A 22,939-nucleotide genomic window follows, 5' to 3' on the forward strand; every position below is an offset into this window, starting at 1 on the left:
GCGGGTCCGGTCGGTATCCGGACCCGCTGTCGGACGGGCTGCGGCGGGGGTGTCAGCCGCCGATGGCCTCGAAGCCCTCGATGTCACGGGGGCTGCGCGGGCCGGGGCCGATGTAGCGCGCGGCGGGGCGCACGAGGCGTCCGGTGCGCTTCTGCTCCAGGATGTGCGCCGACCAGCCGGCGGTCCGGGCGCAGGTGAACATCGAGGTGAACATGTGCGCCGGGACCTCGGCGAAGTCCAGCATGATGGCGGCCCAGAACTCGACGTTGGTGGCGAGCACGCGGTCGGGGCGGCGGTTGTGCAGCTCCTCCAGCGCGGCCTTCTCCAGCGCCTCGGCGACCTCGAAGCGCGGCGCGCCGAGCTCCTTGGCGGTGCGGCGCAGCACACGGGCGCGCGGGTCCTCGGCGCGGTAGACGCGGTGGCCGAAGCCCATCAGGCGCTCGCCCTTGTCCAGGGCGTTCTTGACCCAGGCGGTCGCGTCGCCGGTGCGCTCGATCTCCTCGATCATGCCGAGCACGCGGGACGGCGCGCCGCCGTGCAGCGGGCCGGACATCGCGCCGACGGCGCCGGAGAGCGCGGCCGCGACGTCGGCGCCGGTGGAGGCGATGACCCGGGCGGTGAACGTGGAGGCGTTCATGCCGTGCTCGGCGGCGGAGGTCCAGTAGGCGTCGATGGCCTTGACGTGCTTGGGGTCCGGCTCGCCGCGCCAGCGGATCATGAACCGCTCGACCACGGTCTCGGCCTTGTCGATCTCGCTCTGCGGGACCATCGGCAGGCCCTGGCCGCGGGCGGACTGGGCGACGTACGACAGCGCCATGACGGCGGCGCGGGCGAGGTCGTCGCGGGCCTGCTCGGCGTCGATGTCGAGCAGCGGCTTGAGGCCCCAGACCGGGGCGAGCATGGCGAGGGCGGACTGCACGTCGACCCGGATGTCGCCGGAGTGGACGGGGATCGGGAACGGCTCGGCGGCCGGCAGGCCGGGGTTGAACTTGCCGTCGACCAGCAGGCCCCAGACGTGGCCGAAGGAGACATTGCCAACCAGGTCGTCGATGTCGACGCCTCGGTACCGCAGGGCGCCGCCTTCACGGTCGGGTTCGGCGATCTCGCTCTCGAAAGCGACGACGCCTTCGAGCCCGGGTACGAAGTCGGACATGCACGGCTCCTTCAGTTCTGCGATCGGCGGGCCTCCGTGGTGGGGAGGCACACCAGTGACCGAATGGTGGTTGGCACTCGGTGCCAGGGTGACAGGCACGGGGTGCATTGCGCCATACACCACCATGGTGATGTTTCCCTAGGGCCCGCTTGACTTTTCGCCCGAGGGCCGGTCGTGCCCGGCAAATCTCCGGAACCAAGGGTGCGGTTCGGGACAAATCACCGTACGACGGGCGGCCAAGCGGTGGCGAGTCACCTTATCTCCCACCGGGGTTTGTCCGGAGGTAGCGGTGCCGGTTGCTTGTCGTACGGGATGATGTTGACGTGCAGACCCCGGACCGCGCCCAGTCGACGCCCCTGCCCCCCGCCACCCGGATCCCGGCCGACGAGGCCCGACCCGGGCCGGACCTCGCCGTGATGCGCAAGCACTACACGCACCAGGGCCTGGCCGAGGAGGACCTCGCCGCCGAGCCGGCGGGCCAGTTCACGCGGTGGTTCCACGACGCGGACGAGGCCGGGGTGGCGGAGCCCAACGCGATGGTGCTCTCCACCGCCGACGCCGACGGCCGGCCCAGCTCCCGCACGGTGCTGCTCAAGGGGTTCGACGCCCGCGGCTTCGTCTTCTTCACCAACTACGGCTCCCGCAAGGGCACCGAGCTCGCCGCCAACCCGTACGGGGCACTGCTCTTCCCGTGGGTCGCGCTGGCCCGGCAGGTGATCGTCCAGGGCCGGGTGGAGAAGGTCGGCCGGGACGAGACCGCCGCCTACTTCCGCACCCGCCCGCACGGCTCCCAACTCGGTGCCTGGGCCAGCGAGCAGTCCAGCCCGGTCGCCTCGCGCGAGGTGCTGGAGCAGCGCTACGCGGAGCTGGAGCGGCGCTACCCGGAGGGCGAGGGGGTGCCGGTGCCGCCGTTCTGGGGCGGGTACCGGGTGGTGCCGGAGAGCGTGGAGTTCTGGCAGGGCCGGGAGAACCGGCTGCACGACCGGCTGCGCTACCTCGCCGACCCGGCTGCCCCGGCGGGCTGGCGGGTGGAGCGGCTCTGCCCGTGAGTCCGGCCGGGCTCTGCCCGGAGAGCGGACGGGGCCTGCCCGAGGGGCGGGGCCGGACGTGCCCGTGACACCGGCCCGGAGCCGGTCGCGGCGCCGCCCCGGACCCGCTGCCGCCGCCCGCCCGCACGCGCCCGACCAGGCCCGTAACCCACCGGGGTCGCACTTGTGACGACACCACGACACCTTCCTCCGCCCACCGGCTGACCTCGCGTCAGCTCGCCAGTAAGGTGGGGACGTTCACCGGCTCGGTGGGGGGTAGTTGGGTGCGGCCGTACTTCTTCTTCAGTTACGCGCGGCGGGACCACCTGGCCGGGGGCGCCTTCGTCGACCAGTTCTTCACCGACCTGCGGGACGAACTGGCCCGGATCGAACCCGAGGCCGGTCCGGGGGAACTCGCCTACCGCGACACCGAACGGCTGCGGATCGGCGACGACTGGGAACGGCAGCTCTCCCGGATGCTCGGCGCCAGCCGCACCATGGTCGCGCTCTACTCGCCCGCCTACTTCGCCAGCCCGTACTGCGGCAAGGAGTGGACCGCCTTCGACCAGCGGACCCGGCGCCACGAGGAGCAGACCGGGGAGAGCGTCCCGGCCCTCATCCCCGTCCTCTGGGAGCCGTCGCCCGAGGAGCTGCCCACCGAGGTCCGGCGGATCCAGTACCTGCAGCACGACTTCGGCGCCGAGTACGCCACCGGCGGGCTGCGCCACCTGCTGCGGACCGACCCGCAGGGCACGGCGTACCGCAAGGTGGTGCGGGTGATCGCCGAGCGGATCCGGGAGGCCGCCTCCTGGCGGGTCGCCGAACTGCGGGACCTCGACCTCGGACAGGTGGAGGGCTGCTTCCCGGTGGAGGAGGCCGCCCCGGTCGCCACCCGCAGCAGCCTGGTCCGGCTCTTCGTCGCCGCCCGGCGGGCCGGTGACCCGCCCGCCCCGGTCGGCGGGGCCGGCGCGGCCAACGGCGAGCGGTTCCCGGCGCAGCGGTCCGAGGCGGACGCCGGACGGACGGACCGGGCCGCCGCAGGCGGCGGCCTCACCAACGGCGGCCCGGTGGGCCCGGGCGGGCCGTACCAGGGCGGCTGGTACGGGGCGCACCCGCGCGACTGGGCGCCCTACCACCCGCCCCGGCTCCCCTCGTTGGCGGTCCAGGCCCAACAGGTCATCACCCGGGCCGGACACAGCACCAGCCTGGAGACCGTCGGCCCCGACCTCGCCGACGCGCTCGACCGGGCCCGGGAGAACAACGAGGTCAGCGTTCTGCTGGTGGACCCGTGGGCGGCCGGCGCCGAGCCCTACCGGCAGGCGCTGCGCGACTTCGACCGGCAGAACCACCCGGTCACCGCCGTCCTGCTGCCCGACAGCACCGACGACCCGCCGGCCGGTCCGGCGCGCGCCCGGCTCTGGGAGGGGGTGCGCGAGGTGTTCGCGCGCACCTGGTTGCACCGGTCCGGGCCCGAGCCGCTCTTTCGCATCCACATCCGGCGGGAACGATTCGAGCGTGAGCTGCTCTCGACCGTGACCGTCGCCCAGAACCGCCTGCTCGACCAGCAGGACGACGACCCGGTCGCCGCCCGGGCCCAGTTCGGGCTCGGCCCGGACCCGCGACCGATGCCCGGCCTCACCATCCCGGCCTGGCCGCCCGTTCCGCCGGAGCCGCCGGTGTCCCCGGGCCCGCCGCTCCCGCGCCCGGGGAACGCCCCCGGAGCGGGGAACACTCCCGGAGCGGGGGCCGGCGCCGGGGCCGCGCCGGGGCCGAGGGGCGCCCTGCGCGAGGAGACCGTGCCCCTGACCAGCCGGGCGCCCAGTGAAGGAGAAGCGGACCGATGAGCGTTGAGCACGCCGCCCTCGCGGACCACGGGTCCGCGGCCCTCGCGACCCCCGGCACCGGCACGGTCGTCACCTTCTACTCCTTCAAGGGCGGCACCGGCCGCACCATGGCGCTCGCCAACCTGGGCTGGATCCTGGCCAGCCAGGGCCTGCGCGTGCTGGTGGTGGACTGGGACCTCGAAGCCCCCGGCCTGCACCGCTACTACCACCCGCTGCTGGTCGACCCCGAACTCCACGGCACCGACGGCCTGATCGACATGCTCCGGGCCTACGTCGACGAGGCGCTGCCGGGCCCGGACCGCCGCGGCCCCGGCCCGGACCCCCGGGAATGGCTGGCCGTGCCCGGCCGGCTGGAACAGTACCTCTGCGGCCTGGCGCTCGACCTCCCCGACGGCGGCAAGCTCGACCTCATGCCCGCCGGCCGGCAGAACGCCGCCTACTCGGCCGCCGTCACCAGCTTCAACTGGCGCAGCTTCTACACCCGCGCCGACATCCGCGGCGCGGAGTTCCTGTACGCGCTGCGCGAGCAGTGGACCTCCGCCTACGACTACGTGCTCATCGACAGCCGCACCGGCGTCAGCGACACCTCGGGCATCTGCACCGTGCTGATGCCCGACACCGTCGTCGACTGCTTCACCCTCGGCGCCCAGAGCATCCGCGGCGGCGTCGACGCGGCCCGCGCCATCGTCGACGCCGACGAGCGCGAGATCCGCGTGCTGCCCGTCCCGATGCGGGTCGAGGACGCCGAACGCGCCGGACTCGCGGCCGGGCGCGACCTCGCCCACGACGCCTTCGACCCCTACCTGGAACGCTGGCTGCCCCCCGAACGGCGGGCCGACTACTGGCGCGACGTCGAGGTCCCGTACAAGCCGTTCTACGCCTACGAGGAGGTGCCGGCCACCATCGTCGACCGGCCGCAGCAGGGCCGCAGCCTGCTCGCCGCGTTCGAACGGCTGGCCGCGTGGCTCACCGACGGCCGGGTCACCGCCCTGCGCCCGCTGCCGGACCTGGCCCGCCGCCGCCTGTACGCCGCCTACCTGCGCACCGGCCGCACCCGCTCCCGCCAGGTGCACGTGAGTTACGCCCCCAAGGACCGGGTCTGGGCCGAATGGATCTCCGAGACCCTGCGCGGCTTCGGCTACCTGGTCAGCCTGCACAGCGCCGCCGTCCCGCTCGACCCCGGCCCGGCGCACGGCGGCGCGCTGCCCGAGGCCGCCGGACCGCTGGACGGCGACGGCCGGCTGCTCGCCCTGCTCACCCCCGAGTACACCGCCCTGCCGCGCGCCCGCGAGATCTGGCGCCGTCTCACCGGCCAGACCCCGGTGGGCGACTCCGGCGGCCTGCTCGCGGTGCGGATCGGCGGGGCGGACGGCGTGGAGCCGCCGCAGTTCGCCGGACACCGGGCCCTGGACCTCGCGCTCGGCTCCGCCGAACAGGCCGAGGCCCAATTGTTCGAACTGATCGGCCCGGCGCCCGGTGCCGGACGCTGGATGGACACCGGCGGGACCGGAGAGACCTCCGTACCGCACCCGGCCCGCTTCCCGGACGGCCGGCCCGCCGTCCAGGAACTGCCGCCCAGACTGCCCACCTTCACCGGCCGGATGCGCCTGCTGGAGGCCGTCCGGGACGGCTTCACGGCCGACAGCGACGCCGCGCCCGTCCAGGTGCTCTACGGCATCGGCGGGGTCGGCAAGTCCCAGGCCGCGATCGAGTACGCGCACCGCTTCGCGGCCGGCTACGACGTGCTGTGGTGGATCCCGGCCCAGCAGCCCGCGGTGATCCCGCAGAAGCTCGCCGAACTCGCCCCCGGCCTCGGCCTGGAGACCGACGGCGATGTCACCAGGACGGCCCGAGCCGTCCTCGACGCGCTCGCCGGCGGCCGGCCGTACCACCGCTGGCTGCTGCTGTTCGACAACGCCGAGGACCCGGAGCTGCTGGACCCCTGGCTGCCGACCGCCGGGCCGGGCGGCCACGTCCTGGTCACCTCCCGCGACCGCCGCTGGGCCCGCCGCCCGGGTCGCACCGAGGTCGAGGTGTTCGACCGGGCGGAGAGCGTCGAGCTCGTCCGGCACTTCAACAGTGGGGTGGAACGGGCCGACGCCGAACGGATCGCCGAACTCCTCGGCGACCTGCCGCTCGCCGTCGGCCAGGCCGCAGCGTGGCTGCAGGAGACGCCGATGCCGGCCGCGACGTACGCGGACCTGCTCGACGAGACGCTGACCGACATCCTCGACCGCTCGGTGCGGGGGGCGCCGGTGGCGGTGGCGGCGGAGGAGGAGGCCGACGCCGACACACAGGACGTCACCGCGGACGACGCCACTGTCACCGCCACCGCGGCCACCTGGCGGATCGCCGGCTCCGACCTGCGGCGGATCAACGCACCGGCCGCCCGGCTGCTTGAGGTCTGCGGCTTCCTTGGCCCGGAAGCCATTCCGATCTCCCTGCTCTACAGTCCACCGGTGATCGAGGCGATCGGGCTCGCCCCGGGCACCTCCGACCAGCGGCTCGCGGTCGGCGAGATCCTGCGGACCGTCAACCAGTTCAACCTCGCCCGCTACGACCACTCGGCCGGGACGCTGGTCGTGCACCGGATCGTCCAGGCCCTGCTGCGCGAGCAGGTGGGCGAAACCGACCGGGTACGGGTTCGCGGCGCGGCGCACCGCGCCCTCGCCCTGGCCGACCCCGGCGACCCGGACGCGCCGCACAACTGGCCCCGGTACGCCGAGCTGCTGCCGCACCTGTGGCCGTCGGGGGCGGTCGACTCCACCGATCCCGAGGTCCGCCGGTGGATCGTCAACTCGGTGCGCTACCTGTGGCAGCGCAGCCTGCACGACGCTGGCCGGGAGCTGGCGGAACGGGTCCTGGCAAGGTGGCGCGAGGCGGGGTCGCAGGGCGTGGAGCCCGATGTCACCGTGCAGCTTCTGCGTGTCCAACTCGGCAACCTCCAGCGCTCGCAGGGTCTGGTCCGGGAGGCGTACGAGACCGACCGCGACGCCTTCGAGCGGCTGACGAACCTGCGGGGACGGGAGCACCGGGACACCTTCCCGGCCGCCACCAGCCTGGGCGGGGACCTCCGGCACCTGGGCCGCTACCGGGAGGCCCGGGAGCTGGACGAGGGCACTCTGACCGCCGCGCGCCGGGTGCTCGGAGCGGACCATCCGCGCACTCTGATGGCGGAGAACAACCTGGCCGTCTCCATCATGCTCTCGGGTGACTTCGCCGGGGCATTGGCCATTCACGAGCAGCTCTACCCCCGGAAGCTGGAGATCTTCGGAAAGTACAGCCTGTACACGATCCTCGGCGGTGTCGTCTTCGGGCACCTGCTGTGTGAGGTGGGTAGGCCGGTCGAGGCCCTCGCCCGGATGGACAAGTCCGTGCGAAGGGGCCATCGCGCGCTCGGAGAGGACCACGTCGAGACTCTTCGCGCCCGTCGCTACCGGAGTGCTGTGCTGCGTCGCCTTGGCCGGTTGCCACAAGCACTGGTCGACTCCGAAGACGTTCACCGGCGGTTGTTCGAACGGTACGGGGCCGATCATCCCGGCACGGCGGCCGCTGCGGGCAGCCTGGGCGCCGTGCTCGGTGCTCTCGGGGACACCGAGCAGTCGGTGACCTTCGCTGAGGAGTCGTACCTCTATCACCGTGACCACCTCGGCGCCGGGCACCCGACGGAACGGCTCGCGGCCGGCAATCTCGCCGTCGCGCTGAGGAGGGCCGGGCAGATGGCCGGGGCCCATGCGCTCTCGGGCAAGGTGCTGGACGATCTGCTCGCGCTGCTGGGACGTACGCACCCCTACGTCGGGATCGCACAGCTCAATCGCGCGAACGACCTCGCACAGGGAGGGAGTTACAGTGAGGCCCTGGTTCTGGCGGAGGCTGCTGCCGGGGCGCTCACCGAGCGTTTCGGGCCCGACCACCCCGACGCCCTGGCGGCCACCGCGAACGTCGTCCTGGCGCTCGCGGCTGTCGGGGAGCCCGCGAGGGCGGCGGAGCTGCGGGTACGGACGCTGAGCAGGGCACGTGCCGTGAGCTACCTGGGCGACGGCCACCCGCTGACGGAAGGGATCAGGGTGGGGGACTGGCTGGACGTGGAGATCGAGTTGCCGGTTGTGTGACGGGTGACCTACGTTCCTCCGGCCCTGGCACCGGGGAGTCGATCATGGAGCGATGCGTGGACCCGGAACTCGCGTTTGACGGGATCGAGCAGCCTGATGGCACCGGCACTGGCACCGGCACTGGCGCCCAACGGCCGACCCTGGCCGAGTTGGCCGGCCGCGATGCAGGCGAACTGACCGACGCCTTGCAACCGGCCCTCAGTGAGGCGGGTGGGACTGCGGTGGCGGCTTTCAACTCCGCCCTCTGACCGGTGCCGATCACGCAGTTCGTCCTGAAGGTTCACAGCCGGTGCGACCTTGCCTGCGACCACTGCTACGTGTACGAGCACGCCGACACCGGCTGGCGGTCCAGACCGCGGGTCGTCGGGGAGGCGGTGCTGGCGCGGGTGGCGGAGCGGATCGGGGAGCACGCGGCCGCGCACGGGCTGACCGTCGTCGGGGTCGTCCTGCACGGCGGTGAGCCGCTGCTGGCCGGGGCGGAGGTGTTCCGGCGGGCGGTCGGGCTGCTGCGGGCGGCAATGCCCGAGGTGTGCGAACTCGACCTGCGGGTGCACACCAACGGGGTCCGGCTGGACGAGGCGTACTGCGAGCTGTTCGACGAACTGGGTATCCGGGTCGGCCTCTCGCTGGACGGGGACCGGGCCGCCAACGACCGGCACCGCCGGTTCGCGGACGGCAGGTCGAGCCATCCGCAGGTACTGCGGGCCGTCGGGCTGCTGCGCGAACCGCGGTTCCGGCACCTGTACTCGGGGCTGCTCTGCACCGTCGACGTGGCGAACGACCCGGTGGCCGCGTACCGGGCGCTCGCCGAACTGGATCCCCCGGCCGTCGACTTCCTGCTCCCGCACGCCACCTGGGACCGTCCGCCGGAACGCCCGGACGGGCTCGGCCCGACGCCCTACGCTGACTGGCTGCTCACGGTGCACGAGCGGTGGGAGGCGGACGGCCGCCCGTTCGCGGTCCGGACCTTCGACTCGGTGCACCGGACGCTGTCGGGGCTGCCGGGCCTGAGCGAGGCGCTCGGGCTGGAGCCGGTCGATCTGGTGGTGCTGGAGACGGACGGCAGCTACGAGCAGGCGGACAGCCTGAAGACCGCGTACGACGGCGCGCCCGCCACCGGGATGGACGTGTTTCGCCACGCGGTGGACGAGGTGGCCGGGCATCCGGGCATGGCGGCGCGGCAGTCGGGGCTGGAGGGGCTGAGCGCGGAGTGCCGGGCCTGTCCGGTGGTCCGCTCCTGCGGAGGCGGGCTGTACGCGCACCGGTACCGGGACGGGTCGTTCGACCACCCCTCGGTGTACTGCGCGGACCTGCGGGCGCTGATCGACGGCCTGGCGGCCCGGGCGGGTACCGTGCGGCGGCCCGCCGCGCCGACGGTCGACCTGGCCGGGCCCGGGCTCACGGACGAGCAGATCGACGAACTCTCGCTCGGGTTGGGCGGTCCGGAGACGGTCAGCGCGCTGGCCCGGTCCCAACTCGCCCTCACCCGCACGATGCTGGCGGCGGTGCACGGCTCGTCAGGGGTGGCGCGTTCGGCGGCCTGGGAGCTACTGGCGGACCTCGACTCCTCCGAACCGGCCGCCGTGGACACGGTGTTCGCCCATCCGTACGTCCGGGCCTGGGCGGCGAGAAGGCTGAGCGGCGATCCGTCGGCGGGGCTGGGACCTCTGGCCGAGCTGGCCGCCGCGGCGGCGGTGCGGGCGGGGCGGGGGGACAGCGTGGCGGTGCCGGTGCGGGACGGGGTGCTGCACCTGCCGACGCTGGGGCGGCTGGTGGTCGGTGGGGGAGCGCGGGAGGCGCTGGTGACCGGCGGGCGCGCGGGGTGGACGGCGCGCACCGACGGCGGCGCGGTCGCCGGTTCGGGTGACCCGCGCTGGCAGCCGCTCCGGATGGTCAGGAGGGGGATCGCGCTGGAGGACGTGGACCCGCAGCGGGGGGTACACCGGTGGCCGGTCGCAGACCGGCTGTCCGACGCCGAGCACGGGCGCTGGGTCACGGACCTCCGCGAGGCGGCCGAACTGCTCGACAGGGACCTGCCCGAGTACGCGGCCGGCCTGTGGGTCGGACTGACCACCGTCACCCCGCTGCGGCGGCGCGCGGACGGCCACGATGTGAGTTCGGCGGCCCGCCAGGCGTTCGGCGCGGTCGCGATCGCGCGGCCGCGCCGTGCGGACACGCTGGGGCTGTTGTTGGTGCACGAGTTCCAGCACGTGAAGCTCGGCGCGGTACTGGACCGGGAGGAGTTGTACGACCGGGGGGACACCAGGCTGTTCGAGGCGTTCGGGCTGACGCCGAGACCGATCGGCTCACTGTTCCAGGCGGTGTACGCCCACCTGGCGGTCACGGCCTTCTGGGGCGCCCGGGCGCGGGACACGGAGGAAGCCCGCCCGAAGTTCCGGCACTGGCGCACCCTGACCGACGAAGCCGTGGACCTCCTCGCCAACAACGGAGCGCTGACGCCGTTGGGCAAGCGCTTCGCCGACGGAGCGAGGGCATCAGTGGATCCCTGGCTGCGAAGCATGGTGGGGTGACGAGGCTCCGGGCTGCTCCCGCGCGTCGCGGGAGCAGCTCGGGGGCGAGGTGTTCAGTGGGTGAGGTGTTCAGTGGGTGAGGTGGTCGAACTCGCCGGCCTTGGCGGCTTGGAGCCAGGTGGTGAGCTTGGCCTTGGTGGTGGTGATGGCTATGGCGGGGTCGTCGGATTCGCGGATGTGGATGAGTTCGCCGTCGGAGGCGATCTCGACGCAGTCGGTGTTTTCCCCGCTGTAGGTCGACTTCTGCCAGTTGAGTTGCTCCACGGCTACCTCCCCAGAAGTTTGTAACGGATGTGCTGGATCATGCCCCACGAGTCCCGAAAGGCAGGAGACGGCCCAGGTGCGTTGGAGTCCAAGGGCGGTAGGGCCAAGCCCTTGATCCGATCGAACTTCCTGCGGAATGCGGCCACCCCCTCAGGGTCTCCCAGGAACGACGAGCCGTGCGGGTTCTCCACCAGAACTGTGTCCAGGCGAGAGTGTGCTCCGTGCATCACCATGAACGCCGTGTCGGTCGATGCAAAGACCGTGCAGTCGAATGGCAGGATCTGAATCGTCACGTGAGGCAGGTGGGACATCTCGACCAGGTGGTTCAACTGGTCGCGCATCACAGCCGGACCGCCGTACATCATTCGCAGCGCGGCTTCATGGATCACTGCGTGGAACGGAGTGCCACTCTCAGGGGTGATCACCTGCTGGCGTCGGCGACGGAACGCGACCTTCCTTTCGGCATACTCGTGCATCACCTCGCAGTACGCCTTGGTCTGCAGCAGACCTGGAATCAGGTGCGTCTGGTAGCTGCTGAAGGCGCCGGCTGCGTCTTCGAACTCGGCGAGGTCGATGGCGTTCGACACGATATAAGGCCGATACTCGCTCCACCAGCCCCTGCCGTTGCTTTGGCACATGGCGACCATGCCGGCCCGGTAGCCGGGGTCGGTCATGCCGCAGACATCGAGCCATACGTGCAACCGTTCGATGTTGAGGCTCAAGCGTCCGGCTTCGGTATGACTGACGGCGGGGCCCTTCATGCCCATCAGCTCGCCGATTTCTGGACCGGACATGTCGGCTGCCTCGCGCAAGCGGCGAAGTTCCTCGCCGAACCGGCGTTGGCGCTCGCTGATTTCGCCTCTGAGTCCCACGCTCGTCACCTCTCGTCCGGACGGATGGTCGCTCACGGTCAGTGTAGGGGCGATTGCGGATGGTGTTGCAAAACTGGACCGAGGTCGATTACAGTCATGGCAAGCCATACATCCAATGGGTTGTCAGTAACGTCCAACCCAAGGGCAGTTGGTACCGAACTGTCCGGGCACCGAAGAGCACTCGCGTGCGGCCCCTCCAGTCCCGCAACGGGCTTGTTCACGGCGACAGACCCCAGGTGTGCCCGATCTACACCGCAGGGAGCATTCCCGTGTGTAACCCCAACCTCAACTCCCCCTCCCTCGCTCTCGCCCGGCAGTCGTTGCGCGACACGATGGTGCGCGCCGGGTGGGACGACCACCGCATCTTCGACGCCGAGCTCGCGCTCGCCGAACTCATCGTCAACGCCTGGCGGCACGGCCGCACCGTCGCTCCCGTCGTCCTCATCGCCACCCTCGGCCGCACCCTCCGGGTCTCCGTCGGCGACGAGAGCCACGCCCTCCCCGAACAGCACTTCTCCTCCGCACTCGGCGAACTCGCCGAGTGCGGACGGGGCCTCCAGCTCGTCGAGGGCCTCACCCACCGCTGGGGTGCCGACCCCCAGGAGAGAGGCAAGCTCGTCTGGTTCGAGCTGGACTCCGCCGCGTGACCGTCGCCCTCGCCCTGCTTCTCCTCGCCTCGGCGCTGGTCGGGGCGGTCGGCGAGGTGCTGACGCGAGCGCTGCGGGAGCGGGTCGAACGGGCGGGCAGCACGGTCGACTCGTAGGTGCCATCTATGGCACCGAGCCCTCGCCCGAACCCCGGGCGAGGGCGCACCACGTAAACTCCGGCTCTGTGAACGAGCAGCCTCCGGTCCTGGTCACCCGTCGTCTCGCGCCCGGCGTCGTCGAGCGCCTCTCCGCGCAGCTCCCGGCCGCCCTGCACGACTCCGAACTGCCGATGAGCCGCGAGGAACTGCTCACCGCCGTCCGCGGCCGCCGGGCGCTTATCACCACCCTGGACGAGCGGGTGGACGCCGAACTCCTGGACGCCGCCGGGCCCGGCCTCGAAATCGTCGCCAACCACGCCGTGGGCTACCACAACGTCGACGTGGCGGCCTGCGCCGAGCGCGGCGTCACCGTCACCAACACCCCCGGCGTGCTGACCGCCGCCACCGCCGACATGGCGTGGGCGCTGCTCCTCGCCGCCGCCCGGCGGCTCGGTGAGGGCGAACGACTCCTCCGTTCCGGCGAACCGTGGGCCTGGGCGCCGACCTTCATGCTCGGGCTGGAGCTGACCGGCACCCAGCTGGGCGTGCTCGGCATGGGCCGGATCGGGCGGGCGGTGGCCCGTCGGGCCAAGGGCTTCGACATGTCCGTCCGCTACCACAACCGCAACCCGCTGCCGCCCGAGCAGGAGGACGGCGCCGAGTGGCTGCCGCTGGAGCAGCTGCTCTCCACCTCCGCCGTCCTCGTCGTCACCTGCCCGCTGAGCGAGGCCACCCGGCACCTGCTGGACGCCCCCCGGCTCGCCCTGCTGCCGCCCGGCGCGGTGGTGGTGTCGATGACCGCCGGGGTCGTGGACGAGGAGGCGCTCGCCGCCGCCCTGGAGTCGGGCGCGCTGTCCGCCGCCGCCGTCGACAACTTCGAGCACGAGCCGGCGGTGCCCTCCGCCCTGCTCGCCCAGGAGCGCGCCGTGCTCGCCCCGCACCTGGGCAGCGCCACCGTCCGCACCCGGCAGGCGATGGGCAACCTCGCCGTCGACAACGTCCTCGCCGTCCTCGCCGGTGAGGCGCCGCTCACCCCGGTCGGCCGCTGATCACGCGGTGCGGGCCCGCCGCGTGATCAGGGCCTCCAGGCCGTCCAGGACGCGCTCGACCCCGAACGTCAGGGCCTGGTCCCGTTCCCCGGCCGGGGAGGTCATCGCGGCCAGCGTCGCCGGATAGTCGTGGCCGTGCTCCCGCAGCACGCCGGTGAGGGCCGCGACGAGCCGGGTCTCGGCCTCCGTGCCGCTCGCGCGTGACTGCTGGGCGATACCGCGCACATGGCTGGTCAGCAGGACGACGGCGTCGAGCCGTTCGCCGCCGGTGAGGCCCTTGCCGTCCAGCGCCGTCAGCGCCCGTTCCACCCAGGACAGCTCCTGCGGGCCCATCAGCCGCGCCCCGATGGTGGCCTCCAGTAGCCAGGGGTGCCGCTCGAAGGCCCGGTACAGGGCGGTGGACCAGTCGGTCAGGTCCGCGCGCCAGTCCCCGGCCGCGAGGTCCGGCGGGGCCGACACCGCCTGGTCCGTCATCAGGGCGATCAGTTCCGCCTTGCCCGGCACGTACCGGTAGAGCGACATCTTCGTCTTGCCGAGCAGTTCCGCGACGCGCTGCATCGACAGTGCCGCCAGGCCCTCCGCGTCGGCGACCTCGATGCCGGCGGCGGCGATGCCGTCCAGGCTCAGCGCGGGGCGGGGGCCTCGTCTGGGCCGGTCGTGCGGGCCCCAGAGCAGCCGTGCCAGGTCGTCCGTCATCGCTTCTCCCGTTCTCCCGCCCGCCGTCGGGCTTGCCACATCCAGAAACTGTGTCTACCGTACACAACAACAAACAGCGTCCGACGGACACAGTTTTGAACGAGGGTGGAACACCATGGGCACCAAGGTCCTGATCTCCGGCGCCGGCATCGCGGGACCGGCGCTGGCACTCTGGCTCGGCCGGTACGGCTTCGAGGTGACGGTGGCCGAGGCGGCCCCGAAGCTGCGCGGCGGCGGTCAGGCCGTCGACTTCCGCGGTGACACCCACCTGACCGTGCTGGAGCGCATGGGCGTGCTCGACGACCTCCGCCGGATCCGCACCGGCGGCAGCCCCATGCGGTTCGTCGACGAGAGCGGGCGGACCAGGCTGCGGCTGCCCTCCGAGTTCGCCGCCGGTGACCTCGAGGTCCTGCGCGGCGACCTCGTCCAGGTCCTGTACGACCACAGCCGCCCGTTCGCCGACTACCGCTTCGGCGAGTCCGTCGACGAGCTCCACCAGGACGCCGACGGTGTTCACGTCCGGTTCCGCGGCGGCGAGACCCGCACCTTCGATCTCGTCGTCGGGGCCGACGGGCTGCACTCCAACGTCCGTCGGCTCGCCCACGGGCCGGAGGAGCGGTACGTCACCCACCTCGGCCACTACGCCGCCGGCTGGTCCCTGCCCAACTACCTGGGCATCGGCCCGGGGGAGGGCTCCGTCGGCCTCAACGTGCCCGGGCGGCTCGCCTCCGTCGGCACCGGCCACCGGGACCCGGAGACGGCCTCGGCCTTCTTCGTCTTCGCCTCGCCCGCGCTGGCCTACGACCGCCACGACCAGGAGCAGCAGAAGGCGATCATCGCCGGGGCCTTCGCAGGTACGGGTTGGGAGGTGCCGCGACTGCTGGAGTCCCTGGCCGGCGCCGAGGACCTGTACTTCGACTCCATCAGCCGGGCCGACGTCCCGAGCTGGTCCACCGGACGCGTCGCCCTCGTCGGCGACGCCGCCTGCGGGGCCACCATCGGCGGTATGGGCACCGGCACGGGGATCGTCGCCGCCTACGTCCTCGCCGGCGAACTGGCCGCGGCCGCCGGGGACCACGCCACCGCCTTCGCCCGCTACGAGGGCCTCCTGCGGGAGTACGCCCGGGGCTGCCAGAAGGGCGGCGACCGCGCGGGCAGGTTCCTGGCCCCGGGCGCCGTCGGTCTGCGACTGCGCAACTGGTCGCTGAACCGCCCCAGGATCCTGGACTGGATGATCGAGGAGGGCCGGAAGGCGACCCGGCTCGACCTGCCCGACTACCGGCGGTTCGAGACGGCGCAGGGTGGGCTCAGTACTCCCGGTCGCCCGCGCCGTTGACGTCGCGGCGGGCCTGCCAGGTGGTGTGTTCGCGGGAGACGGCGTCCTCGGCGTCCCGGGAGAACCGGGCCCAGATCTCCTCGGCCTCGGGCGAGCCGACGTCGAGGCTCGCCAACTGGGCCCTGATCAGGGCCAGTTCGTCGGCGGCCAGGCCGTAGGCGGCGGCGAGCGGGCGGTACTGGCGCAGTTGGGCCCAGGCGGTGACGGAGGCGGCCACGGCGGAGACGGCGCCGAGGGCGTCGAAGGAGAACATCCCCAGCGCCCGCAGCACCGCGAGCACCAGTCCGAGCAGCGGCAGCACCACGCCCGCCACCCCGGTCCAGAAGCCGGCCCGGGCGCAGTGGCGGGACTTGGAGCGGTACCAGTCCTGCTGCACCTCGATCCGCTCGCGCAGGTAGACGTCCCGGCGCAGGGCGAGCGGCTGCTCGCGCAGGGCGCGCATCGCGGGGGTGATCTGGCTCCCGGCGGGCCGCCCGGCCAGGCCGGGGCCGAGCGCGCGGCTGCCGCGGAAGGCGTGCAGCACCCGGCCGAGCTGCAGGCCGTAGAGGCCCTCGGCGTCCGGCAGCGGGCGGGGCGGCGGCTGGACGGCGTCGGCCCGGACGGCGAACTTCCAGGCCAGGGTCTTCACCGACTCGGCGGCGGCCCGGCCCTCGTACCAGAGACCCTGCGGGTTCTGCCGGCTGGTGACGGCGGAGAGGCCGATCGCGCCGAGGTAGGCGACGGCGGCGAGCCAGGCCCACGGCCGGCCGTCGGCGGAGCCGGCCGTGGCGGCCGCGACCAGTAGCAGCAGTTCGGCGGCGGAGAGCCGGACGGCCCTGTGCTGCCCCTGCTGGGAGGCCGAGTCGGCCGCCCAGAACAGCTCCGGCAGCAGCTCGCGCTCCCGCACCACCCGGTCCGCCCCGCCCGTGCCCGACGTCATCCCGTCCCCCCGCTCGCAGCTCCACCACCCGCCCCGGCGGTTCTGCCCCGGTGGACGGCCCGGTACGCCTGGGCGGGCAGGCCGGTCGGCCCGGGGGGACGGCCGGGGACGGGGCGGCCGGGGCAGGCGGCGGCACCGGGGCACCCTCGTCGGCGCGGGCGTCCAGGTCGGCCGGCGGGCCGGTCGGCCGGTCGGCGTAGTGCTCACGGTACCGGCCGCCGCGTGCTCGTACGTCGAACGGGCGGGGCGGGGCGGAGAAGTCCCGGAAGGCGGCGGAAGGCCCCGGAAGGTCTCAGAACGTGTAGAAGATCCGGTCGGCGTTGTCGGTCATCTGCTTGGCGTTCCACTCGGTGCCGCCGGGCACGTTGCCCGAGCGGAACAGCGGTGGGGCGGCGCCCTCGCCGGCGAGGGCCGCGTCGGCCAGCCGCTCCACCGCCGAGGCGACGACGGCCTGCATCAGCGCGCTGGTGACGATGGTCGAGACCGGGCCGAAGGTGGTCTCGGCACCGGGGTGGGTCAGCTCGCCGTCGCCGACCGCGATCTTGTTGTCCAGGACGACGTCGCAGTGGTCCTTGAGGTAGGTGCCGGAGTGGTGTGCCGAGGGGACCGCGCCGGGGTAGGCCAGCGAAGTCAGCCCGATCACCTTCAGGCCCCGGCCCCGGGCGTACTGGGCCAGCTCCACGGGCATGGTCTGGCGGCCGGAGAGCGAGATCAGGAACAGCAGGTCACCGCTGGTGGCGGGGGTGAGGTCCAGGGTGGTGGTGGCCAGTCCGGAGACCCGCTCCAGGGCGCTCGACAGCGGCGCCGGCATCACCGTGACCCCGGCCATGCCGGGCACCTCCAGCAGGTTGATCGGCACCAGCCCGCCGGCCCGGTAGACCACGTCCTGGGCCGCCAGCGAGGAGTGGCCGGCACCGAAGGCGAAGACCCGGCGGTTCCCGGCGACCGCCTCGGCGAGCAGGGCGGCGGCCGCCTCGATGTTCTCCGCCTCCTCGGTCCGGACCCGCTGGAGGTGGGCGATCGCGGCCTCGAAATACCGGCCGACCAGCTCGCTCATCTGCTGCCTTCGCTCTCTGCCGGTGGGGGGCCCGGCCGGGTGGGGCGGCCGTGGTGGTCCGGACCGCTGGGTGGAGAAAGCTACGGCGAGCACCGTGCTGCCTGACCGGTACCGCTGTCAACAGGCACGAAATGCGGGTCCCCCGGGCCCGGGGCGGGCCCGGTTGTCGTCGCGGTACGTCAGAATTGGCGGTGAGGACACCGAGGAACGGAGCCAGCGGCGATGTCTGGGCTGATCGACACCACTGAGATGTACCTTCGCACCATCCTGGAGCTGGAGGAGGAGGGCATCACCCCGATGCGCGCCCGGATCGCCGAGCGCCTGGAGCAGAGCGGTCCCACGGTCAGCCAGACGGTCGGCCGGATGGAACGCGACGGGCTGCTCCGGGTCGCGGGCGACCGCCACTTGGAGCTGACCGAGGAGGGCCGCCGGCTCGCGGTGCGGGTGATGCGCAAGCACCGCATCGCCGAGTGCCTGCTGGTCGACGTGATCGGGCTCGAATGGGAGCAGGTGCACGAGGAAGCCTGCCGCTGGGAGCACGTGATGAGCGAGACGGTCGAGCGCAAGGTGCTCGCGATGCTCGGCCACCCGACCCAGTCCCCCTACGGCAACCCGATCCCGGGGCTGGACGAGCTGGGCGACGCCAAGGCCGAGGGCGAGGGCTTCGACGCCGGGCTCGTCGCGCTGGACACCGTGCTGCCGGGCGAGGACGGCGCCGACGTGGTGGTCCGCCGGATCGGCGAGCCGATCCAGACCGACGGCGACCTGATGCGCACGCTGCGCCGGGCCGGGATCCGGCCGGGCTCCACGGTGCGGGTGACCGCGGGGGTCGGGGGGCTCATGGTGGGCTCCGGCGACAACGCGGCCGAGCTCGGCAAGGACATCGCCGCGCACGTCTTCGTCGCGCAGGGCTGAGGGCGCCCGGGCCGAGGACGGACACCCTGGGCCGAGGACGGACACCCCTGGCCGAGGACGGACACCCTGGGCCGAGGACGGCGCCGGGGCCCGGGGAAAAAGGCTCGCGCCCCGCACGACAACGGCCGGAAGGGCCCGGTGCTCCCCGTGCACCGGGCCCTTCCGCCCTCCCCGTTCCCGTACCACCGGCCTCCCCGAACCCGGCCGGTGCCACGGCCCCGCCCTTCCCTCCCGTCCCCTCCGGTTCCCCTCCGTCCGCCCCGCCCGGCTTCCCCGACCGAGCGCCCCTTCCGGCGGCCCCTCACAGGGGAATTCCTGCCACTCGGCCGATCATGGCAATCCTTGAGCGTTGTCACTCGTCCGAGGGGCTTTTGCCGTTGACCAGCGGGTACACCGAACCCTTATCCGCACATGCGTGTGACGGGCCCGGTCTCCGGTGGGAGACAAGGCCCGTCACTCCCGCGCGGGGTGTCGCGCGGCGCGCACCCCTCACCCGATCGGCGTAGGGGCGGCAGTCCTCGGAAGGGTCGGCCGTCCGGCGGTGCGGCCGTTCGCCCGGTGTGCCCGGTCGGCGGCGCGGCCTCCGGTGGCCCGGGGTGCGGTCAGCGCGCCGCCGCGTGCTGGACCGGCTGCGCCGCGACCGACGGCGCCTCGCGCCCGCAGGCGTAGGCCAGCGGATTGATCAGTTCGGCGGCGTCCGGCAGCCAGCGGTTGAGCGCGGAGGGTGAGCGGGCCCACTGGGCGAAACCGGTCGGGCCGACCCGGGACGGCGGGGCCACCGTCCAGTCGCCCTCGCCCCGGGCCACCAGGTCCAGCCGGGCGGGCGGCCAGCCCAGCTTGCGGAGCATCTCCGGCAGCTTGGCCGACACCCCGGGCAGCACCAGGAAGTGCAGCCGCCGCCCCGCCCGGCCCTGCGCGGTGGGGACCACCGCCACCGGGCCGAGCTGCAGGCCCATCCGCTCCATCCGGGCCAGCGCCAGGCAGCCGGCCACCTCCGGCACGTCCAGGACGTCGAAGGACCTGCCGGTCGGCAGCAGGATCGACGCCTCCGGGCGCTCCGTCCACCAGCGCCGCACCGCGCCCGGCCCCGCGCTCGCCTTGCGGGCCCAGTCCGAGTCGATCGGGTGGGCACCGGGCAGCGCGCAGCGCGGCTCGCCGCACGAGCAGCGGGCGGGGCCGTCGCCGTCGATCAGCCAGGCGCCCGGGGCGACCTCCCAGTGACGGGTCTCGGCGTAGCTGACGGCTTCGACGAGCAGAGGGGGCAGTCCTGCGTCGGAGCCCTGGTCGGGGGAGTCGGGGGTGTCTTCCACGGGCTGCTCAACTACCGTGCGTGAGGCGGGTTACGGTCGGGTGCGGGCCGTTCCGCCACGCGGTGGCAATTCACCCGAACCGGTGAGGCGGACCGTGCGGGAGCGCGCCGGGGGGAGGAGGGGTGGGCGCAATGGGGGCGCACGGGAGCATTTTGCCGGGCGCGTGGGGGGTGGGGATCGTCACCGTGGGTATCCCGCTGGCGTTGCTGATCGCTAACCTGGTGTCAGTTTCCTTGAACGGTCGGACAGTCGGCAACTCGGCAACAGAGATCAGCAGAAAGCGTCGCCCGCCGGCCGGGTCCGGAGGGTGTGGGGAGGCGAAGCCCAATGGCCGCGAGACCACTTGTCGCACGACAGCCCAACGAGCGCCTGCAGCAGCTGATCCAGGAGGCCAGCTGCTCCAACGCCGGTCTGGCACGGAGAGTCAACCTCTGCGGCGCCGAGCACGGTCTGGATCTGCGCTACGACAAGACCTCCGTCGCTCGCTGGCTCCGCGGCCAGCAGCCGCGTGGGCAGGCCCCGGCGGTGATCGCCGAGGCGCTCGGCCGAAAACTGGGGCGCAGTGTGTCGGTCGAGGAGATCGGCATGGCGGACGGAAAGAACCTCAGCTCCGGCATCGGGCTGCAGTTCGCGCCGACGCTCGGCGCCGCACTGGAGCAGGTCTGTGAGCTCTGGCGCAGCGACGTCGGCCGCCGCGACTTCCTGACCGGGGCGACGGTGGCGGCCTCCGCCCTGGTCGAGCCCAGCCGGGACTGGCTGATCACCCCGCCGGACCCGGTGGTGGCCCGGAGCGGCGGCACCCGGGTCGGTCCGACCGACGTCGCGGCGATCAAGGCGACCACCGCGATGCTGGTCGACCTGGACCACCGGTTCGGCAGCGGGCACGTCCGCCCGGTCGTGGTGCACTACCTCAACAGCGTGGTGTCCGGTCTGCTCGGCGGCTCCTACCGGGAGGAGACGGGCCGCCAGCTGTTCGCGGCCGTGGCCCGGTTGACCGAGCTGGCGGGCTACATGGCGGTCGACACCGGCCAGCCCGGTCTCGCCCAGCGCTACTACATCCAGGCGCTGCGCCTGGCCCAGGCCGCCGACGACCGGGGTTACGGCGGGTACGTGCTGGCGGCCTCGATGAGCCACCTGGCGGCGACCCTGGGCAACCCGAGGGAGATCGCCCAGCTCGCCCGGGCCGCGCAGGAGGGCGCCAGGACGGTGGCCACCCCCACCGCGATGGCCATGTTCTACGCGGCCGAGGCCCGCGGCCACGCCCTGCTCGGCGATGCCCGGGCGTGCGAGGCGGTGGCCGCCAAGGCGCTGGAGATGATGGAGAAGCGCCGCCCGGAGGACGACCCGGACTGGATCGTCCACTTCGACGACGCCTACCTCGCCGACGAACTGGCGCACTGCCACCGGGATCTCGAACAGGCGGGCCAGGCCGAGCACTACGCCCGCCGGGCGCTCGACCTGCACCCGCCGACCCGGGTGCGGCGCCGCGCGGTGGACCTCGTGCTGCTGGCCACGGCGCAGCTCCAGCAGCGGGACGTGGAACGCGCCTGCGAGACGGGCGCGCAGGCGGTCCGGCTGCTGAGCGGTCTGCGGTCCAACCGGGGCGTGGAGTACCTGGACGAGTTCCGCCGCCGGCTGGAGCCGTACCGGGAGCAGCGCGTGGTCCGTGAATTCCAGGCCAGGGCGGAGGCGGAGGCCGCCTGATCGGCACGGCGGAGCGGAGCGTGCGCGGACGGTGAGGGACGTCCCGCCCACGTGGTCGGCCGGTTCGGTGAACCGGTAGCGTGGGCGCGACGTCCAAGGAACTGTGATGCTCCCAAGAACCGACGAGATGTGGTCCGCCGTCAGCGCGCGGTCGTGCACAGGTGAGGAATCGCGTTGAGCCAGCGCCGCTCGTACCCCAACTCCGGTGACTTCAATCTGGACGATCTGTTCCGTCCGGAGCCAGGGCAGCAACCGGGGCAGCAACCGGGGCAGCAGCCGGGCCAGCCGCCGGCCCAGCAGCCCGGACCGCCGCCGGGGCACCAGCCACCGCCGCACCCCGGCCGGACGCCGCCGCACGGCCAGCAGCCGGCCGCGCCGTACCCGGGTCCGCCGCCCGGCGCCTACCCGGGCCAGGCGTCCGGGCAGCCCGAGTACTTCGGCGACAGCGCGCTGCCCACCCAGGCCATGCCGGTCCAGCAGCAGGGCGCTCCGGCCCCCGGCTGGGGCGGTGCGCCGCACCCCGGTCACCCGGCCGACCACGCCCAGGCCACCCAGTACCTGCCGCCGTACCCGGGGGCGGATCCGCAGGGCGCCGGTGGGTTCCCCCCGGCCCGCCCGGGATACGCCGACGGGCCCCCGGCGGACTATCCGGACCGGTCCGGCGCGGCTCCGGCCGGGCGCGGCGGCGGCCGCTCCTCCAACAAGCTGGTGATCGGCGGCGTGGTGGTCGGCGGCATCGCCGCGGCCGCCCTGGTCGCGGTGCTGATGAGCGGCGGCGACAAGCCCGACCCGAAGCCGCAGGCCGCCCCGGCGACCACCGGCGGCGGTACCACCGCTACCACCGCGCAGCAGAGCCCCGGTCCGACCACCGCCTCCGTCAGCCCGGAGGTCAAGGCACAGGCCCAGGCGCTGTCCGACCTGCTCGGCACCGCCAACGACAGCCGACAGGCGGTGATCGGCGCGGTCGCCTCGGTGCAGAAGTGCGAGAAGCTCCCGGAGTCGCAGCAGGCGCTGACCGCGGCGGCCGGCCAGCGGCGGGAGCTGCAGAGCAAGCTCGCCGGGCTGAAGACCGACAAGCTGACCGGCGGTCCGCAGCTGGTCGAGCAGCTGAACGCGGCGTGGGCTGCCTCGGCGTCCGCCGACGACGAGTACGCGGCCTGGGCCGGGGACGCACAGAGCGGCTGCGACCCCAAGAAGAACGACAACCAGCACTACAAGAACGCCGTCGCCGCGAGCGGCACCGCGACCACCGCGAAGAAGCAGGCGTCCGGGCTCTGGAACACCGTCGCGGGCCAGACCGCCCTGCCCACCCGCACCGACGGCGACCTCTGAGTCCGCACCCCGCCGGCGGTCCTCGTCCGGCGGTCCTCCTCCGGGACCGCGACGGGGAACGGCGGAGGGCCC

The 22,939-nt window shown here is 73.4% G+C and carries 18 protein-coding genes; 11 read left to right on the forward strand and 7 right to left on the reverse strand.

Annotated elements, in window-relative coordinates; all coding sequences use genetic code 11:
• Positions 1-52: 52 nt before the first annotated feature.
• Positions 53-1,153: a citrate synthase 2 gene (locus ACIQ9P_RS19805; protein ID WP_030393571.1), complete on the reverse strand. Its 1,101-nt coding sequence runs from the start codon at positions 1,151-1,153 to the stop codon at positions 53-55.
• A gap of 416 nt (positions 1,154-1,569) precedes the next feature.
• Between ACIQ9P_RS19805 and pdxH the strand changes: the two genes are divergently transcribed.
• The 5 genes from pdxH (at position 1,570) to ACIQ9P_RS19830 (ending at position 10,668) form a co-directional block, all read left to right on the forward strand.
• Positions 1,570-2,202 (forward strand): pyridoxamine 5'-phosphate oxidase, encoded by a 633-nt coding sequence (pdxH, locus tag ACIQ9P_RS19810; protein ID WP_402358005.1) that lies wholly within the window; start codon positions 1,570-1,572, stop codon positions 2,200-2,202.
• A gap of 248 nt (positions 2,203-2,450) precedes the next feature.
• Positions 2,451-4,025, forward strand: coding sequence for a TIR-like protein FxsC (locus tag ACIQ9P_RS19815; protein WP_402357310.1), 1,575 nt, complete (start codon positions 2,451-2,453; stop codon positions 4,023-4,025).
• Positions 4,022-8,137 carry an FxSxx-COOH system tetratricopeptide repeat protein gene (gene fxsT, locus ACIQ9P_RS19820; protein ID WP_402357313.1) on the forward strand — a complete coding sequence of 1,372 codons (4,116 nt, stop codon included), beginning with the start codon at positions 4,022-4,024 and terminating at the stop codon, positions 8,135-8,137. Before ACIQ9P_RS19815 ends, fxsT begins: the two co-directional genes overlap by 4 nt.
• Positions 8,138-8,193: 56 nt before the next feature.
• Entirely contained in the window at positions 8,194-8,385 is a 192-nt protein-coding gene (locus tag ACIQ9P_RS19825; protein ID WP_402357316.1) for a hypothetical protein, read from the forward strand.
• A gap of 3 nt (positions 8,386-8,388) precedes the next feature.
• Positions 8,389-10,668 carry an FxsB family cyclophane-forming radical SAM/SPASM peptide maturase gene (locus ACIQ9P_RS19830; RefSeq protein ID WP_402357319.1) on the forward strand — a complete coding sequence of 760 codons (2,280 nt, stop codon included), beginning with the start codon at positions 8,389-8,391 and terminating at the stop codon, positions 10,666-10,668.
• A 69-nt stretch (positions 10,669-10,737) separates the two neighbouring features.
• Here the strand turns inward: ACIQ9P_RS19830 and ACIQ9P_RS19835 are convergent, their stop codons facing one another.
• Entirely contained in the window at positions 10,738-10,932 is a 195-nt protein-coding gene (locus tag ACIQ9P_RS19835; protein ID WP_402357322.1) for a DUF397 domain-containing protein, read from the reverse strand.
• Positions 10,933-10,934: 2 nt separating this feature from the next.
• Positions 10,935-11,840 carry a helix-turn-helix domain-containing protein gene (locus ACIQ9P_RS19840; RefSeq protein WP_402357325.1) on the reverse strand — a complete coding sequence of 302 codons (906 nt, stop codon included), beginning with the start codon at positions 11,838-11,840 and terminating at the stop codon, positions 10,935-10,937.
• A 233-nt stretch (positions 11,841-12,073) separates the two neighbouring features.
• Between ACIQ9P_RS19840 and ACIQ9P_RS19845 the strand changes: the two genes are divergently transcribed.
• Both ACIQ9P_RS19845 and ACIQ9P_RS19850 read left to right on the forward strand, forming a co-directional pair.
• Positions 12,074-12,451: an ATP-binding protein gene (locus ACIQ9P_RS19845; RefSeq protein WP_402357328.1), complete on the forward strand. Its 378-nt coding sequence runs from the start codon at positions 12,074-12,076 to the stop codon at positions 12,449-12,451.
• 184 nt (positions 12,452-12,635) lie between these two features.
• Positions 12,636-13,598 carry a 2-hydroxyacid dehydrogenase gene (locus ACIQ9P_RS19850; protein WP_402357331.1) on the forward strand — a complete coding sequence of 321 codons (963 nt, stop codon included), beginning with the start codon at positions 12,636-12,638 and terminating at the stop codon, positions 13,596-13,598.
• Here the strand turns inward: ACIQ9P_RS19850 and ACIQ9P_RS19855 are convergent, their stop codons facing one another.
• Positions 13,599-14,294: a TetR/AcrR family transcriptional regulator gene (locus ACIQ9P_RS19855; protein WP_402357334.1), complete on the reverse strand. Its 696-nt coding sequence runs from the start codon at positions 14,292-14,294 to the stop codon at positions 13,599-13,601.
• A 115-nt stretch (positions 14,295-14,409) separates the two neighbouring features.
• Here ACIQ9P_RS19855 and ACIQ9P_RS19860 point away from each other — a divergent pair, with 115 nt between their 5' ends.
• Entirely contained in the window at positions 14,410-15,630 is a 1,221-nt protein-coding gene (locus tag ACIQ9P_RS19860; protein ID WP_402357337.1) for an FAD-dependent monooxygenase, read from the forward strand.
• On the opposite strand, the gene ACIQ9P_RS19865 is transcribed toward ACIQ9P_RS19860, so the two are convergent.
• A complete protein-coding gene (locus tag ACIQ9P_RS19865; protein ID WP_402357340.1) occupies positions 15,602-16,549 on the reverse strand; it encodes a DUF4231 domain-containing protein in 948 nt (315 codons plus the stop codon). The genes ACIQ9P_RS19860 and ACIQ9P_RS19865 overlap by 29 nt on opposite strands.
• A 292-nt stretch (positions 16,550-16,841) precedes the next feature.
• A complete protein-coding gene (locus ACIQ9P_RS19870) occupies positions 16,842-17,606 on the reverse strand; it encodes an SIS domain-containing protein (protein ID WP_402357343.1) in 765 nt (254 codons plus the stop codon).
• A 222-nt stretch (positions 17,607-17,828) separates the two neighbouring features.
• Between ACIQ9P_RS19870 and ACIQ9P_RS19875 the strand changes: the two genes are divergently transcribed.
• A complete protein-coding gene (locus tag ACIQ9P_RS19875; RefSeq protein ID WP_402357346.1) occupies positions 17,829-18,521 on the forward strand; it encodes a metal-dependent transcriptional regulator in 693 nt (230 codons plus the stop codon).
• Between the two features lie 602 nt (positions 18,522-19,123).
• Here ACIQ9P_RS19875 and ACIQ9P_RS19880 read toward each other — a convergent pair.
• Positions 19,124-19,831 carry a bifunctional DNA primase/polymerase gene (locus ACIQ9P_RS19880; RefSeq protein WP_402357349.1) on the reverse strand — a complete coding sequence of 236 codons (708 nt, stop codon included), beginning with the start codon at positions 19,829-19,831 and terminating at the stop codon, positions 19,124-19,126.
• A gap of 327 nt (positions 19,832-20,158) precedes the next feature.
• Between ACIQ9P_RS19880 and ACIQ9P_RS19885 the strand changes: the two genes are divergently transcribed.
• Together ACIQ9P_RS19885 and ACIQ9P_RS19890 are read left to right on the forward strand one after the other, a co-directional pair.
• Positions 20,159-21,535 carry a hypothetical protein gene (locus ACIQ9P_RS19885; protein WP_030393555.1) on the forward strand — a complete coding sequence of 459 codons (1,377 nt, stop codon included), beginning with the start codon at positions 20,159-20,161 and terminating at the stop codon, positions 21,533-21,535.
• 174 nt (positions 21,536-21,709) lie between these two features.
• The gene (locus ACIQ9P_RS19890; RefSeq protein ID WP_402357352.1) at positions 21,710-22,867 is read left to right on the forward strand and encodes a hypothetical protein; all 1,158 of its coding nucleotides are present in this window, start codon (positions 21,710-21,712) and stop codon (positions 22,865-22,867) included.
• Positions 22,868-22,939 lie beyond the last annotated feature (72 nt).

It is taken from the genome of Kitasatospora sp. NPDC094019 (assembly GCF_044764505.1).
In the GTDB taxonomy this organism is placed as follows: domain Bacteria; phylum Actinomycetota; class Actinomycetes; order Streptomycetales; family Streptomycetaceae; genus Kitasatospora.